The organism is Microbaculum marinisediminis (genome assembly GCF_025397915.1).
GTDB lineage: Bacteria > Pseudomonadota > Alphaproteobacteria > Rhizobiales > Tepidamorphaceae > Microbaculum > Microbaculum marinisediminis.
The window spans coordinates 1-12,125 of the sequence record NZ_JALIDZ010000016.1; the positions used below are offsets into that span (position 1 = coordinate 1).

The window sequence follows — 12,125 nt, forward strand, 5'->3', positions numbered from 1 at the left end:
ATGGCCGAGCTCAGGCCGGCCATCGACTCGTGCGGTGCGAGGTCGATCGGCGGGGCGACGCGCCGGCTCACGTCGGTGCGGGCCTGCGCGGCGTCGATCCAGGCGAGCCCGTCGGCGAGACCGGCCAGGGCGAAGCGGGCCGACGCCGAGCCGCCGCCGTCCGGCTCGTAGAACAGGGTGGCCTCGCGCCCGTCGGACATCAGGCCGAGCAGGCGCTCGGCAAGGCCGGCATTGATCAGGAACAGGTTGTCGGTGGAGCCGTAGGCCAGATAGTCATAGCCGGGATTGAAGGTCAGCTTGGGGCCGCCGTCGACATTCATCGAGAAGGGATGGATGAGGTCGATCGTCGGATGAAGCGGCGTCACCGAGACCTGCCAGGGCGCGTCGGCCTCCGGCCGGCGCCGCAGCGCCAGCACCACGTCCTCGCCGTCCGGGCCTGTCGCCTGGTTGACCAGGACGCAGATGGTCTCGTCGGTACATTCGGCCCGCCAGTCGCCGAACGCGGCGATCTCGGCGGAGACGGGGGCAAGCAGTCCCCAGAGGACGACAAGGAAGGCCGCGAGAGGCAAGGACATCGGCGTGTTCCGGGGCGTGTTCCGGCGTTGGACGGTCGTCCGCCCAAGGATAACGCGAAGACCGGGCGACCGGAAAGACACGATAGACCGGCGACGGGCCAATGCGAAGGCGCGTCGGGACCGTGCTAGGCTTCCGGAAAAGCAGGATTTCGGTCACGCCGATCCGGCGTGCGTCCAGGGCACAACCCCCGGGAGGATACCCCGATGATCATGCGTATCTTTCAAGTCGTGACCAGGCCCGGAAAAGAGGAGGCATTCGGCAGGTTCTTCCATGAAACCGCGATCCCGCTGATGAAGGGAACCGAAGGTATCGTCTCGGTTCTTCCCGGCGCTTCGCGGCCGGACAGCCCGCGGGAGTTCAGCTTCGTGATGGTGTGGAAGGACCTGGATGCGCTGAAGGCCTTCGTCGGGGACGACTACAAGACCCCGCACATCGACCCGGCCGAGGCCGAACTGGTCGAGTCCCGGTCGATCAAGCACTACGATCTGGTCGAGACCTGACCCGGTCGGGCCCAACGAACCGGTCCCCCGTTTCCCCGAGTCAAGCGCGATACAGCTTGGCGGGACGGGCGCACTCGGCGCCCGCCACGCGAAATCCGGAAACGGGGGCGGCCTCAATAGCGCCGCGGAACGTAGACCGCCAGAATGGACGGATTGAGCAGATCGACGCTTTGCGCGTTCTCCATGAGGCAGACGAGGTGGAACGTGTTGGCGCCCTTCCTGACCTGAACCACACGCGTCCGGGAGAACGACGCGTAGGCGTTTTCCGGTGCATTGTCCCCGGAGTGCGAGACGGCGGTCGCGAAATCGTATGTCGTGTCCGGCGACACGCTGCAGGCGGCCTCGTTGGCCGTTCCCTTGAAGGCAAACATGCCTTGGCCGGTGACGTGGGCGAAGCCGCGCGCGGGCGCCTTCAGCGTGACGGACACCACCACCTTCTCGGTCGTCGACAGCGCGACGGAGTCTCCGTTCAGGGCTCCCTCGTCGAGGCCGGCCGGCTTCGCACTGTTGGCGAGGCGTGCCGGGTTGACGGCGCGCTTGCCGATATCGGCCTTGCCGACGCAGCCCCGGCAGACGAGGTTCGTGGCGGTCTGGGAAAAAGCCGGTCCCTGAAACGCGACGACGAGCAGCGCGGCGGCCAGCGAAACGAGGCCACTCAAACGAATTGTCATGCAAAATCCTCCAACAAACAGGCGATGCCGCAACGAATCGTCATTCGATTAACATTGCGCAAACCGCGGGAGCGGTTTTCCGTGTCGGGAAGCCCTGTCGTGGCCCGCGGAAGCCGCGCACGGCCGTGCGGTTGATTCTCCGTTTCCGCCGGACCTCGCGGCGCGGTTCATAGCCCCGTGCGGCGTCGTTAGGGGCTGAATCGTCCCGGCATGGCGTTTTTCCGGCACTGTGACATCCATCGCCTTGACCCGCCGTACCCATCCGCGCATCCTTGCGCCACGATCCGAATTGGAGGCTGGAATGCTGCGTTTCGCTGCCGGTGCGATCTGTGCCGCCCTCGCAATTGGTGCGACGGCGCTTGGCGTTTCCGCGCCTGCGTCGGCGGGGAACTTCACCTTCTATTCCGACGCGAATCGGGACGGCCCCTGGAATGGGCCGGCCTGCGATGATCCGTCGGTGCTGAGCCGCATCCTCGCCCATTTCGATCAGGCGGAAGCGCAATACTGGCATACCGGCCTGAAGATGGCGCAGATCACCGGCGCGCGCGAGACCACCTTCCGCGACTGGGATCCGCCGATCATCGCGACGCGCTTCTGCACCGGCTCGGCCTATCTGACCGACGGGCAGCGCTACGATCTGGTCTACTGGCTGCGCAGCGAGCAGGGCTTTGCCGGCGTCGGCTGGGGCGTTCAGTTCTGCCTGGTCGGACGCGACCGCGAATACGCCTACGCGCCGGCCTGCAAGATGCTGCGTCCGCTCTAAGGATCGCAATGCGGTCGGGCAGCCGACGTCTCCTCCTCGCCAGCCTGTTCTGTCTCGGCCTCGCGACCGGCGGCGCCGAGGCGCAGCGCGTGGGGACGAACGTCGCCGGCGATTTCGACTACTACGTCCTGTCGCTGTCGTGGTCGCCCTCCTATTGCGAGGCGGAAGCCGAAAGGGCCGACCGGTTCCAATGCGCCGGCGGGCGGCCCTATTCCTTCGTCGTGCACGGGCTGTGGCCGCAATACGAACGCGGCTGGCCGGAGTTCTGCCCGGCGGCGACCAGCCGGCCGAGCGAGCAGATCGTTCGGAGCATGCTCGACATCATGCCGAGCCCCGGCCTAGTGCGGTACCAGTGGCAGAAGCACGGCACCTGTGCCGGGCTGTCGGTCGAGGGCTATTTCGACCTGGTGCGCAAGGCGCGCGACCGGGTGGTGATCCCGCCGGCGTTCCGGACCGTCAACCGCTACGTGACGGTCGAGCCGGGGGCTGTCGAAAACGCATTCCGCAGGGCCAATCCGGGGCTGGCCGCCGATGCCATCGCCGTCGATTGCGATCGCAGCCGGCTGCGCGAGGTGCGCATCTGCATGGACAAGGCGCTGAATTTCCGTGGCTGCCGTGAGGTCGACCGGCGCGCCTGCCGCCTGAACAAGGTGGTACTGCCGCCGGTGCGTGGCGGCTGAGGCGGTGGCTCAGGCGGCGGGTTCAATCGCGGCGGCGCCGATGGTAGCATCGTGCGTCACGAGCGTCGGCGGTTCCGCTCGCTGTCTTTGCCGGACCCCTCACGGGTAGCGAACGCGGGGACATGAGGTCTCGGCTACCCGGGGGAAACCTGGAGGAGCCGGACTCGTGACCATGGCCGACCCAATCCCGATCCAGATCCGCGAAACCGTCCGCACCGGTTTGCAGCGCTTCGCGAACGCACGCGCCGCGACGCTGGCGCTGCGGCCCGATACGCCGGTCTACTGTTTCCGCCCGGCGCAGCTGGAGGCGGACGCGCGTGCCTTCCGTGACGCGTTTCCCGGGCGGACGGCCTATGCGGTGAAGACCAATCCGCACCCGCTCGTGCTCGACACGCTGGCGCGTAGCGGCGTCGACGCCTTCGACGTCGCCTCGCCGGCGGAGTTCCGCATGGCGCGCGCGGCCGCCCCGCAGGCAGCGCTGTACTACATGCACCCGGTCAAGGCGGCGACGGCGATCCGGGAGGCGCTGACCTCCTACGACATTCGCCACTTCGCCATCGACCACGAGAACGAGGCGGCCAAGATCCTGCGCGAGGCGCGCGCCGCCGGCGTCGACACGCCCGACCTGACGCTGTTCGTGCGGCTGGCCACGCGATCGCACGCCGTCTACGAGCTGTCGCGCAAGTTCGGCGCGGCGCCGGGCCACGCGGTGGAGCTGCTGCAGCGCGTGCACCGGCTCGGCGCCAGGGCCGGCCTGTGCTTCCATGTCGGCAGTCAGGTCGAGGCGCCGGACGCCTACGCCACGGCGCTGAAAACCGCCCAATGGGTGCGCGCCCGCGCGGGGGTGCCGGTGGCGGCGCTGGATATCGGCGGGGGCTTTCCGGCGCGCTACGGCGTCGACCGGCGCCGCAAGCGGCCGCCGACGCCCACGCCGGGCGAGCTGATCCCGCGCATCCTGCGCGCCGTCGAGAGCACCGGCTTCGCCGACGTGCCGCTGGTGGCCGAACCCGGCCGGGTCGTCGTCGCCCGATCGCTTTCGGTGATCGTGCGGGTGCTGCTGCGCAAGGGGCAGCGGCTCTATATCAACGACGGCATTTGGGCGAGCCTGTCGGACGCCTGGACCGGCAAGCTGACGCTGCCGGTGCACCTGATCCCGGAGCCGGGGCGGTTGAAGCCGAAGGGCGATCCCAAGCGGGTGATCCCGTTCCGGATCATGGGGGCGACTTGCGATTCCGTCGATATCCTGTCGCGGCCGTTCTGGCTGCCGGAAACGGTGGCGACCGGCGACTGGATCGAGGTCGGCCATATCGGCGCCTATTCGCTGTCGCTGCGGACCGATTTCAACGGCCTGTGTCCGGACAGCTTCGTCGAGGTGGACGCGCCGTTCCGGACCTGACGGGCGGTCTCAGCCGGGCCAGAGATACCGGGCCGGGGAGAAGGTGGCGACCGGGCACGGCGTGTTCGAGAACGTCCAGGAGGTGTTGTTGAGGAAGGTCGCGCAGGTCGCGATCCTGCCGCGGATGCAGGCGGTGTCGCCGATGTGGATGTCCCGTCCGCCGAGGCGGCAGGTACAGTTTATCGCGGGGCGGATCGCGCTATCCGGAGATTTCGCTCCGATAGGCGCGCCCAGGGGGGCGCCGGATGCGGTGGGCTCTTCGGCACGACCCTGACCTGTGGCCGCGACAACCGCCGCGACGGTCAGGATGGCGCCGAAGCGCCGAATGTGTCGGCTCGCTATCCCATCGTCGCCAAGACTAACAGGAACTGGTCGAAACCGGTAGGCCGCCGGACCGTGGGGACCGGCGGCGGAAGTGCGGATGGATCAGCTGGCGATCTGCAGGTTGATGGCCTTCGGACCCTTGCCGCGCTTGTCGGGTTCGGTCTCGAAGGTCACGCGCGACCCCTGGTCGATCGGCGGAATGCCGGAGCGCTCGACGTCGGAGATATGGACGAATACGTCCTTACCGCCGTCGTCAGGCGTAATGAATCCGTAGCCCTTAGACTGATTGAAGAATTTTACTGTGCCCGTCTGGCGCATGGAGGTCTCCCTTCCCGAGGAATTCCGACCGTCGACGCGACGGCCGGTCGTTGCCGAGGCAGGCGAGCAGAGATCTTCGGGATAGGCATTCCACGCGACATATCAGGCGCGACTTACGTCCATTCCGGCAGTCCGATCAGCCGCCTCGCCAATCGTGATGACGCAAGCATAGCGCATACGCAAGCAAAATTCGCGTCATAATTTGGGTGAGGGGCGCTAAAAATCAGTTCTGCCTAGAATTACGGCAATTTGATCACATATTGCTTACGCGTTGTCTCTTTCACTTCCCAAATTCCGTTGAATCCGGGCCGAAGTATAAAACTGTCGCCCGCTCTGACGGTTGTTGCAGTGCCGTCATCCCCGGTAATGACCGACACGCCGGAGATGATCGTGCAGTATTCCCACTCGTCATAGGCGATGCGCCACTTGCCCGGCGTAGACTCCCAGACACCGGCGAACAGCGTACCGTTCTCGGCCTCTTCCAGGTTCCATGTAGTGAAGCGCGGGTCTCCGGCGATGACCTTCTCGGGTGACGGAGCGTCATGCTCGGGCTGGACGGACGAGAGGTCGAAGGACAGGAACGTGGACGACATGGAGATCTCCTCGAGGCGGTCGACAAGGGGGCGGGTCTTCCGCCTCTCCCCTACATCGGTTAGTCAGGGATTACGACCATCCCGGCAGTCCCCGGCAAGCAAGGAAACGACGCTCATGACCACGCTGCGCGCCGCCATCATCCCGGTCACGCCGTTCCAGCAGAACTGCACGATCGTGTTCGACGAGGAGACGAAGCATGGCGTGGTGATCGATCCCGGCGGCGACCTCGACCAGATCGGCGCGGCGATCGAGGAACTCGGCCTGACGATCGACACGATCCTGCTGACCCACGGCCATATCGACCATGCCGCCGGCGCCGATCAGCTGCGCGAGGGGCTTGGTGTCGAGATCGTCGGGCCGCACGAGGCCGACAAGCCACTTCTCGACAACCTTGAGACACAGGGGGCGGCCTACGGGATCGCGGGCGCGCGCAACGTCACGCCGGATCGCTGGCTGAACGAAGGCGACAGCGTCGAAATCGCCGGGCACGCCTTCGAGGTCATGCATTGTCCCGGCCACAGCCCCGGCTCGGTGGTGTTCGTCAACAAGCCGGCGAAGTTCGCCATCGTCGGCGACGTGCTCTTCCGCGGCTCGATCGGCCGCACCGATCTGTTCGGCGGCGATTTCGACACGCTTGCCAAGTCGATCCGGGAAAAGCTGTTTCCCCTCGGCGACGACGTCAGCTTCCTGTGCGGGCACGGGCCGGGCGGATCCATCGGCGAGGAACGCCGCACCAATCCCTTCGTCGGCGAGAACGCCCAGGGCATCGCCTGAGCGTCCGGGGCACCGCCCGAGCGTATTGCCTCAGCAGCTCTTGGCGCTGGTCTCGCTGCCAACCACGGTGACGCGGACGGGCGCGGTGCCGGCCGAGATGAAGCCGAGCTTGGCGGCGGCGGCCTTGGTGACGTCGACGATGCGGCCGCGCACGAACGGGCCGCGGTCGTTGACCCGGACCTCGACGACACGGCCGTTGCGCAGGTTCTCCACGCGGATGCGGGTGCCGAACGGCAACGTGCGGTGCGCGGCGTAGAAGCCGGTCGGGTCGGCGCGCATTCCCGAGGCGGTGCGGCCGGTCAGCGCGTACCAGGACGCACGGCCGCACTCTGTGGCTTCGGCGGTTTCCGCCGTAACCGCGACCGAGGACATCAACGCGAGGGAAAGCGCGGCGGCGCGCGATAGATTAAGGGGCATCGTGCCTTGTCTCCGACATGATCCCCCCTGAGGTGAGGAAAAGCCGGAAAAAGGCGGCGGAAACATGGCCGCAGGTATTGCCGGGGCTGCATGCAATCGTTGTCGCGGTCCTGCGGCAGGCAATGCGGGGGGCGCTGCGGGGCCTCCGCTGCCGGGCCTCAGCCACCGACGCCCATCATCCGCAGACCGAGCGCCACGGCGAGCCAGCATGCTGCCCAGGCGGTCGCGCCCACCAGGGCGCCGCCGACCGCTGCGGAGATCCGCCAGCCGGGAAACAGGGCGGTTCCGAGCAGGCCGCCGGCCATCAGGCCGGGCCAGCCGAACCAGAGCGCGAGCTTAAGCCCGTAGGCGGCCAGAATGTCGAGGGCGATGGTGAGCACGCTGGCCTCCGTGATCCCGGCCGCAAGCATTTCCCTTCGAGGCGCCGGCTCAGTCGGCGCAGGTTACGGCGATGGCGGAGTGCCAGTCGTTCGTAGCGAGCTCGATCTGGGCAACCTGATCGTCGCGGGCGAAACCGCTGAGGCAGGTCGCGTAGACGTCGCGTGCGCTGCTCAGGGCGGCAACATGGGCGCGATAGGCCTCGCAGCGTTCGGCGCGGCCGGCTTCGGCGGCGCCCGACAGGCTGGCAAGGGTCGCGGAGAAGCCGCGCGCCGCCTCGGCAACACGGGCCGGGCATTCGGCTGACGCGGTATCGATTCCGTCTTCGGTGGGGCCGGCCGCTGCATCGGTCGGCATCGGGGTCATCAATGCGGCGGTTCCGGCCGCGCCCAGAACGAGCGTCAGCACGATGGCGGCAAGCAGAAAGGGGCGGGGCAGGCGTTTCATGGCGTCGTCTGTCGAACTCTCAGTGTCCCACGATGTTTCCGTCCCGGCGATGTCGCGCGCCGGTCCCCCCGGCGCGCTTCATGCCGTATTCAATCGATTCGCGCAGCTTCCGCTTCGACGCTGCGCGGCGCGCAGCGGGCGTCGATGCGGTTGGCGGTCTCCTCGATCGACGTGTCCATTTCGGCCACTGTCTCGTAACGCTCCTGGCCGTCGATGCAGCGCCGATAGATGTTGCGGACTTCCAGCATCGCGCGAACCTGCCCGTGCATAGCCGCGCACTCGGCCGCGAGGTCTTTCTGGATGGCGTCTTCGAGCCGTTGCCGCGCGTGACCGAGTGTCGTGTCGATTTTCTGCAGGTGGACGCGGCAGACCGGGGTGTCGACCTTCGCCGCCTTCGCGGCGTCGCGGCCGGCGCCGGGCAGCGGCGCGATCACCAGAGCCAGCGCCAGCGACAGGGCGGCGCGGCGCAGATCGGCACGGCGTATCGGGAAGGGCGCGATCGATCGAGGAGGCATCGGCATTTTCGTGATCCGGACGTCTGTCCCAGTCGGCCGGCGACCTCTTCGCCGGTCCGTTGCGAAGCCTTTATGGCGCGTCCGGATTTCATCCGTATTGCACCGCGTGTTTCCTTTGTTTCGCCGGTATCGTTAACGAAGGGTTTCCCGCTCGCCGCTCTCACAAGGTGCACGGATTCCTATGGGCTCATGGGCGGGAACGCTTACGAGCCCGCGCAGGCAAAAAAAGACCCGGCACGCGGCGTGCCGGGTCTTCGCTTTTCAGGTCTTGTTGCTGAACGTCAGCAGGAGGCGGCGTTCTGGGTGCAGGTCGCCATCATCAGAGCGCCGATGTTGCCGGGGCCCCAGCCGCCATAGTCGGCGTCCGGATACTCGACGTTCTGTCCGAAAAACGACGAGCCCTGATAGTTGACGTTCGTCGGGGTTTCGACGCCGTAGCTGGTCACGCCCACGACGACGTTCGGCGTGCTTGCGAAGCCCAGAGAGGCGTCGGTGGTATCGACGCTCGGCCGCGTGCCGAAATTGACGAGCCACGGGCCGCCGCTGGAGCCGCCGGTCTGGGCCGACCCGATCAGCGTGTTGATCAGGTTGCCGTCGTCGACGCGAACGCCGATCGAATCGGTGCGCTGCATCTGCAGGCCCTTGTCCAGGGCGACGGGGTAGCCGAGCTGCGTGATCTGCGCGGCGGAAGCACCACCGAGTTCCGCCGGCAACGTGGTGTAGGAGTAGCCGTTGGTGCCGAACCGATAGGTGCCGACCAGTTGTCCCGGGAACTTCTTGCGTACCTTCTTCTTGCCGCGGAAGGTCCGGTACCGCACCTTTTCCTTCCGGAGCGCGATCGTGGCGACGTCGTTGTTGCAGACGATGCCGTTGACGGTGCAGGTATCGCTGCCGTCGAAATAGGGCTCGGGCACGAAGATGTTGATGGCGCGGAAGCGGCCGTACGGTCGGCCCTTTTTGCCGCCGCTGACCATGGCTGGGTACCACACCACCGCATCGGCGAAACCGCCCGGTCCATCGCCGAATTCGCTGATGCAATGGGCGGCGGTCACCAGGACGCCCTTTCGCAGCAGCGACGCGGTGCAGACAAAGACCGAGCCGTCAAACTTCATGTAGAGCTTGCCGGTGGTGCTGTAGGGCCGGCTCGTGATCGGGACCATCTTCTTGTTGTTGGCGAAGCCCGGCCGGGTGACGGCGGCGCGAACGGTCGTATAGGGAATGCCTTCCGTTCCGTAGGCCATCGGCGCGACGTCTAAGGACTCGGCGCCTCCGTTCTGTCTGGAAACGGCTGGCGTGCCAGTGGGCGCGCCCGCCGGTTTGAGCGAGTCCAGGACGCTCTGGCCGACGACCGGCATGCGCGTCCTGAAAGGCCCCATCAGATCGGCCTCGCTGAATCCCTCGCGGGCATCCATGGACTCGAGCGGATGGGAGACGATGCCCGCCGACTGTGCCGACGCGGAGACCGCGCCGGCCAGACAGGCGGCGGCGACCATCGTGGATGCCAGCGAAGCCGGCCGGAGATATCTGATCATTTCAGCCCCTTTCGGGTGGATTGCATGCGCGCGCATGGGTGCAGGGGTCGGTTTTCAGCGACCGGACCGCCGAATACCGGGCTTTGGGGCATGTTTTGGTGGCAATGATTAACAGATCGTTTTTCGTGCCGTTTTGGCGTGAAAACGTGGAGATCTGATCGAAAACGCCGTTAATCGAGGTTAAAGCAGGCGGCTAAACATTGAGTCGACTGCAATTCAGCCGATTGGCAAAACCCCTTTCCCTTGGGGCAGTCGCGGCGAAACAATTGAAACGATCTCGAAATACGCGTGATATGCGCCTGCGAAATAGATGCGGCTGTTCGTGTTTCCGTAAAGGAGAGTAGCCGTGTCTGCGCGTGTGTCCGGCCGAACCGTCTACAAGGAGGCGGGACTGGCCCTTGTCCTGATCGCGACTGGTTGGTTCACGGTCGCAGGCGGTGCGCCGGCGGCGGGCGCGGCCACGGGTGATCCCGACGGGACACCGCATTCCAGCTTCTTCTACATGTCCTGCGAGGGGACGCCGTGCCAGCGGCAGATGTATCGCGTGCCGGATGGCCGGCGGCTCAAGGTATTCGCGCTGTCCTGCGCCGCCCAGGTGACGACGCCCGGGCACGTTTCGCATATCGGCGTGCGCCGTGAGATGATCGACGGTGGCGAAGTGGTCGTGGATCTCGCGTCCAATCGCGTGGGCGTACAGGGCAATACGCAGTATTTCGCCTTTCGCGCCGATACCGACACGGTCGTCGACGGTGGCGTTACGGTGAATGCCTTCGTCGACTCCACCGGCGATGTCGATGCCTTCTACTGCTTCCTGGCGGGGGATCTGATCGCCGCCCACTGAATGTGGATGTGGCGCGACCTTTCGGCCGCGCCACGCTTTGTTCTGTCTGGGCTTTGTTCCGTCTGGCAGGGGCGCGACGGTACGGCGCCGCCGCGCGTGATACGGATCAGCAGGCCCAGGAATGGGACCGGCAGGTATCGTACATGATCTTGCCGATATTGCCCGCGCCGTAGCCGCCATAATCCCTGCCGGAGAACTGCTTGTTCTGTCCGAAGTAGGACGCGCCCTGGCGGTTGATGTTCTTGTCGATCCAGCCATAGCTGGTGACGCCGACGACCGCCTGGGCCGATTTGCGACCGAAACTCGCCTCCGAGGTATCGATCGAGGCTTTCACGCCGAGATTGACCAGCCATGGGCCGCCGCTCGATCCGCCGGTCTGGGCGGAGCCGATCTGCGTGTTCTTCAGGTTGCCGTCCTTCAGGTACCAGCCGACCGCGTCGGTTCGCTGCATCTGGTAGCCGCCGTCGAAGGCCTGGGGATAGCCGAGTTGGGTGATGTGTACGACGGTCTTGGAGCCGAGGATCTTGGAGGGCGTGTAGGAGTAGCCGTTCCAGCCGTAAGCGTACCAGCCGACGATATCGCCGGCGTAGTCAGAGGAAGCGTTCGCGTTCAGGACGACCGTCGCCAGGTCGTTGTTGCAGACGACGCCGCGCTGGGAGCAGGTGTCCCGTCCCCTGTAATAGGGCGTCGGTACGCGCAGATCGCGGGCGGTGAACGACCCATACGGGCCGGTGTCAGAGTTGTAGTTGGCCGGAATGAACCGCACTTCGTCGGCCCAGCCGTTGGACTTCCTGCCGTACTCGAAGATGCAGTGGGCGGCGGTGATCAGCACGCTCGGCTTGACCAGCGATGCGGTGCACACGAACCAGCTGTCGCCCCAGCGTGCCCAGAGCTTGCCGGTGGGCCGGAACGGATAGCTGGTGACGGGGGTCATCGCCGCCGTCGTGGATGTGCCGAGGGACCGGACGGCAACGCGGACGGTGGTGTAGGGCACCCGCGCCTTGCCGAAGGCTTCCGCACCTTCGGTCGCCAATTCCTGGGACGCCATGCTCTCCGAGGACAACGACACGCCGGAGGCGCCCCGGATGCGCGGGCTCCTGACCTGTGCGTCGGGCACGAACGCCTCCATGCTCGCCAGCGGCATCTTGTTCTGCGGATTTGCGGGGAGCGCCACCTCTCCGGCGGAAGAAGAAGATTTCAACTCCCCCGAGGAGACGGTTCCGGCCGCCAGCGATGTGGTCGCGCCGACGCCGATCAAACACGTCGCCGCGACCACCGCGCGCGCGGTGGATTTAAAAGCGTGATTCATTCCAGCCCTCATTTGCGGAATAATTTCAAAGATTTAGAAGCCGAAAGGCCGTGCCGACAGGCCACGGGTGGCTCCGTAGCACGATAGCCA

Annotated in this window: 17 protein-coding genes; 7 read left to right on the forward strand and 10 right to left on the reverse strand. The window is 66.2% G+C overall.

The window, feature by feature from the left end; translation table 11 throughout:
• Positions 1-575 (reverse strand): DUF1176 domain-containing protein (locus MUB46_RS23530; protein ID WP_261618420.1); only part of this gene is annotated, 575 nt, incomplete at its 3' end.
• A gap of 204 nt (positions 576-779) precedes the next feature.
• Here MUB46_RS23530 and MUB46_RS23535 point away from each other — a divergent pair.
• A complete protein-coding gene (locus MUB46_RS23535) occupies positions 780-1,076 on the forward strand; it encodes a putative quinol monooxygenase (protein ID WP_261618421.1) in 297 nt (98 codons plus the stop codon).
• Between the two features lie 113 nt (positions 1,077-1,189).
• Here the strand turns inward: MUB46_RS23535 and MUB46_RS23540 are convergent, their stop codons facing one another.
• Entirely contained in the window at positions 1,190-1,747 is a 558-nt protein-coding gene (locus MUB46_RS23540) for a hypothetical protein (RefSeq protein ID WP_261618422.1), read from the reverse strand.
• Positions 1,748-2,048: 301 nt separating this feature from the next.
• Between MUB46_RS23540 and MUB46_RS23545 the strand changes: the two genes are divergently transcribed.
• From MUB46_RS23545 to MUB46_RS23555, 3 genes are all read left to right on the forward strand, one after another.
• Entirely contained in the window at positions 2,049-2,510 is a 462-nt protein-coding gene (locus MUB46_RS23545; protein WP_261618423.1) for a hypothetical protein, read from the forward strand.
• Positions 2,511-2,518: 8 nt separating this feature from the next.
• Positions 2,519-3,190, forward strand: a complete 672-nt coding sequence (locus MUB46_RS23550) for a ribonuclease T2 family protein (protein WP_261618424.1) — start codon at positions 2,519-2,521, stop codon at positions 3,188-3,190.
• A gap of 220 nt (positions 3,191-3,410) precedes the next feature.
• A complete protein-coding gene (locus MUB46_RS23555; RefSeq protein ID WP_425256308.1) occupies positions 3,411-4,586 on the forward strand; it encodes an alanine racemase in 1,176 nt (391 codons plus the stop codon).
• A gap of 426 nt (positions 4,587-5,012) precedes the next feature.
• Here MUB46_RS23555 and MUB46_RS23560 read toward each other — a convergent pair whose 3' ends face one another.
• Together MUB46_RS23560 and MUB46_RS23565 are read right to left on the reverse strand one after the other, a co-directional pair.
• Positions 5,013-5,228 carry a cold-shock protein gene (locus MUB46_RS23560; protein WP_261618426.1) on the reverse strand — a complete coding sequence of 72 codons (216 nt, stop codon included), beginning with the start codon at positions 5,226-5,228 and terminating at the stop codon, positions 5,013-5,015.
• A gap of 239 nt (positions 5,229-5,467) precedes the next feature.
• Entirely contained in the window at positions 5,468-5,821 is a 354-nt protein-coding gene (locus MUB46_RS23565; RefSeq protein ID WP_261618427.1) for a cupin domain-containing protein, read from the reverse strand.
• 115 nt (positions 5,822-5,936) lie between these two features.
• Between MUB46_RS23565 and MUB46_RS23570 the strand changes: the two genes are divergently transcribed.
• Positions 5,937-6,596 carry an MBL fold metallo-hydrolase gene (locus MUB46_RS23570; RefSeq protein WP_261618428.1) on the forward strand — a complete coding sequence of 220 codons (660 nt, stop codon included), beginning with the start codon at positions 5,937-5,939 and terminating at the stop codon, positions 6,594-6,596.
• 30 nt (positions 6,597-6,626) lie between these two features.
• Here the strand turns inward: MUB46_RS23570 and MUB46_RS23575 are convergent, their stop codons facing one another.
• The 5 genes from MUB46_RS23575 to MUB46_RS23595 form a co-directional block, all read right to left on the reverse strand.
• Positions 6,627-7,013 carry a septal ring lytic transglycosylase RlpA family protein gene (locus tag MUB46_RS23575; RefSeq protein WP_261618429.1) on the reverse strand — a complete coding sequence of 129 codons (387 nt, stop codon included), beginning with the start codon at positions 7,011-7,013 and terminating at the stop codon, positions 6,627-6,629.
• 158 nt (positions 7,014-7,171) lie between these two features.
• Entirely contained in the window at positions 7,172-7,423 is a 252-nt protein-coding gene (locus MUB46_RS23580) for a hypothetical protein (protein WP_261618430.1), read from the reverse strand.
• A 19-nt stretch (positions 7,424-7,442) separates the two neighbouring features.
• Positions 7,443-7,838, reverse strand: a complete 396-nt coding sequence (locus MUB46_RS23585) for a hypothetical protein (protein WP_261618431.1) — start codon at positions 7,836-7,838, stop codon at positions 7,443-7,445.
• Between the two features lie 89 nt (positions 7,839-7,927).
• The gene (locus MUB46_RS23590) at positions 7,928-8,353 is read right to left on the reverse strand and encodes a hypothetical protein (protein WP_261618432.1); all 426 of its coding nucleotides are present in this window, start codon (positions 8,351-8,353) and stop codon (positions 7,928-7,930) included.
• A 281-nt stretch (positions 8,354-8,634) separates the two neighbouring features.
• Entirely contained in the window at positions 8,635-9,885 is a 1,251-nt protein-coding gene (locus MUB46_RS23595) for a trypsin-like serine peptidase (RefSeq protein WP_261618433.1), read from the reverse strand.
• Between the two features lie 346 nt (positions 9,886-10,231).
• Here MUB46_RS23595 and MUB46_RS23600 point away from each other — a divergent pair, with 346 nt between their 5' ends.
• Positions 10,232-10,726, forward strand: coding sequence for a hypothetical protein (locus tag MUB46_RS23600; RefSeq protein WP_261618434.1), 495 nt, complete (start codon positions 10,232-10,234; stop codon positions 10,724-10,726).
• A 106-nt stretch (positions 10,727-10,832) separates the two neighbouring features.
• Here MUB46_RS23600 and MUB46_RS23605 read toward each other — a convergent pair whose 3' ends face one another.
• Positions 10,833-11,843 (reverse strand): trypsin-like serine peptidase, encoded by a 1,011-nt coding sequence (locus MUB46_RS23605; protein WP_261618435.1) that lies wholly within the window; start codon positions 11,841-11,843, stop codon positions 10,833-10,835.
• A 10-nt stretch (positions 11,844-11,853) separates the two neighbouring features.
• On the opposite strand from MUB46_RS23605, the gene MUB46_RS23610 reads away from it, so the two are divergent.
• Positions 11,854-12,030 (forward strand): hypothetical protein, encoded by a 177-nt coding sequence (locus MUB46_RS23610; RefSeq protein WP_261618436.1) that lies wholly within the window; start codon positions 11,854-11,856, stop codon positions 12,028-12,030.
• The last annotated feature ends 95 nt before the right edge of the window (positions 12,031-12,125 follow it).

What these genes read in the sequence shown, in the direction of transcription:
- MUB46_RS23545 (WP_261618423.1), top strand. Translation starts at nt 2,049, where the DNA reads ATGCTGCGTTTCGCTGCCGGTGCGATCTGTGCCGCCCTCGCAATTGGT.
- MUB46_RS23565 (WP_261618427.1), bottom strand. Translation starts at nt 5,821, where the DNA reads ATGTCGTCCACGTTCCTGTCCTTCGACCTCTCGTCCGTCCAGCCCGAG.
- MUB46_RS23595 (WP_261618433.1), bottom strand. Translation starts at nt 9,885, where the DNA reads ATGATCAGATATCTCCGGCCGGCTTCGCTGGCATCCACGATGGTCGCC.
- MUB46_RS23575 (WP_261618429.1), bottom strand. Translation starts at nt 7,013, where the DNA reads ATGCCCCTTAATCTATCGCGCGCCGCCGCGCTTTCCCTCGCGTTGATG.
- MUB46_RS23580 (WP_261618430.1), bottom strand. Translation starts at nt 7,423, where the DNA reads ATGCTTGCGGCCGGGATCACGGAGGCCAGCGTGCTCACCATCGCCCTC.
- MUB46_RS23560 (WP_261618426.1), bottom strand. Translation starts at nt 5,228, where the DNA reads ATGCGCCAGACGGGCACAGTAAAATTCTTCAATCAGTCTAAGGGCTAC.
- MUB46_RS23535 (WP_261618421.1), top strand. Translation starts at nt 780, where the DNA reads ATGATCATGCGTATCTTTCAAGTCGTGACCAGGCCCGGAAAAGAGGAG.
- MUB46_RS23540 (WP_261618422.1), bottom strand. Translation starts at nt 1,747, where the DNA reads ATGACAATTCGTTTGAGTGGCCTCGTTTCGCTGGCCGCCGCGCTGCTC.
- MUB46_RS23610 (WP_261618436.1), top strand. Translation starts at nt 11,854, where the DNA reads ATGCTCGCCAGCGGCATCTTGTTCTGCGGATTTGCGGGGAGCGCCACC.
- MUB46_RS23585 (WP_261618431.1), bottom strand. Translation starts at nt 7,838, where the DNA reads ATGAAACGCCTGCCCCGCCCCTTTCTGCTTGCCGCCATCGTGCTGACG.
- MUB46_RS23590 (WP_261618432.1), bottom strand. Translation starts at nt 8,353, where the DNA reads ATGCCTCCTCGATCGATCGCGCCCTTCCCGATACGCCGTGCCGATCTG.
- MUB46_RS23550 (WP_261618424.1), top strand. Translation starts at nt 2,519, where the DNA reads ATGCGGTCGGGCAGCCGACGTCTCCTCCTCGCCAGCCTGTTCTGTCTC.
- MUB46_RS23570 (WP_261618428.1), top strand. Translation starts at nt 5,937, where the DNA reads ATGACCACGCTGCGCGCCGCCATCATCCCGGTCACGCCGTTCCAGCAG.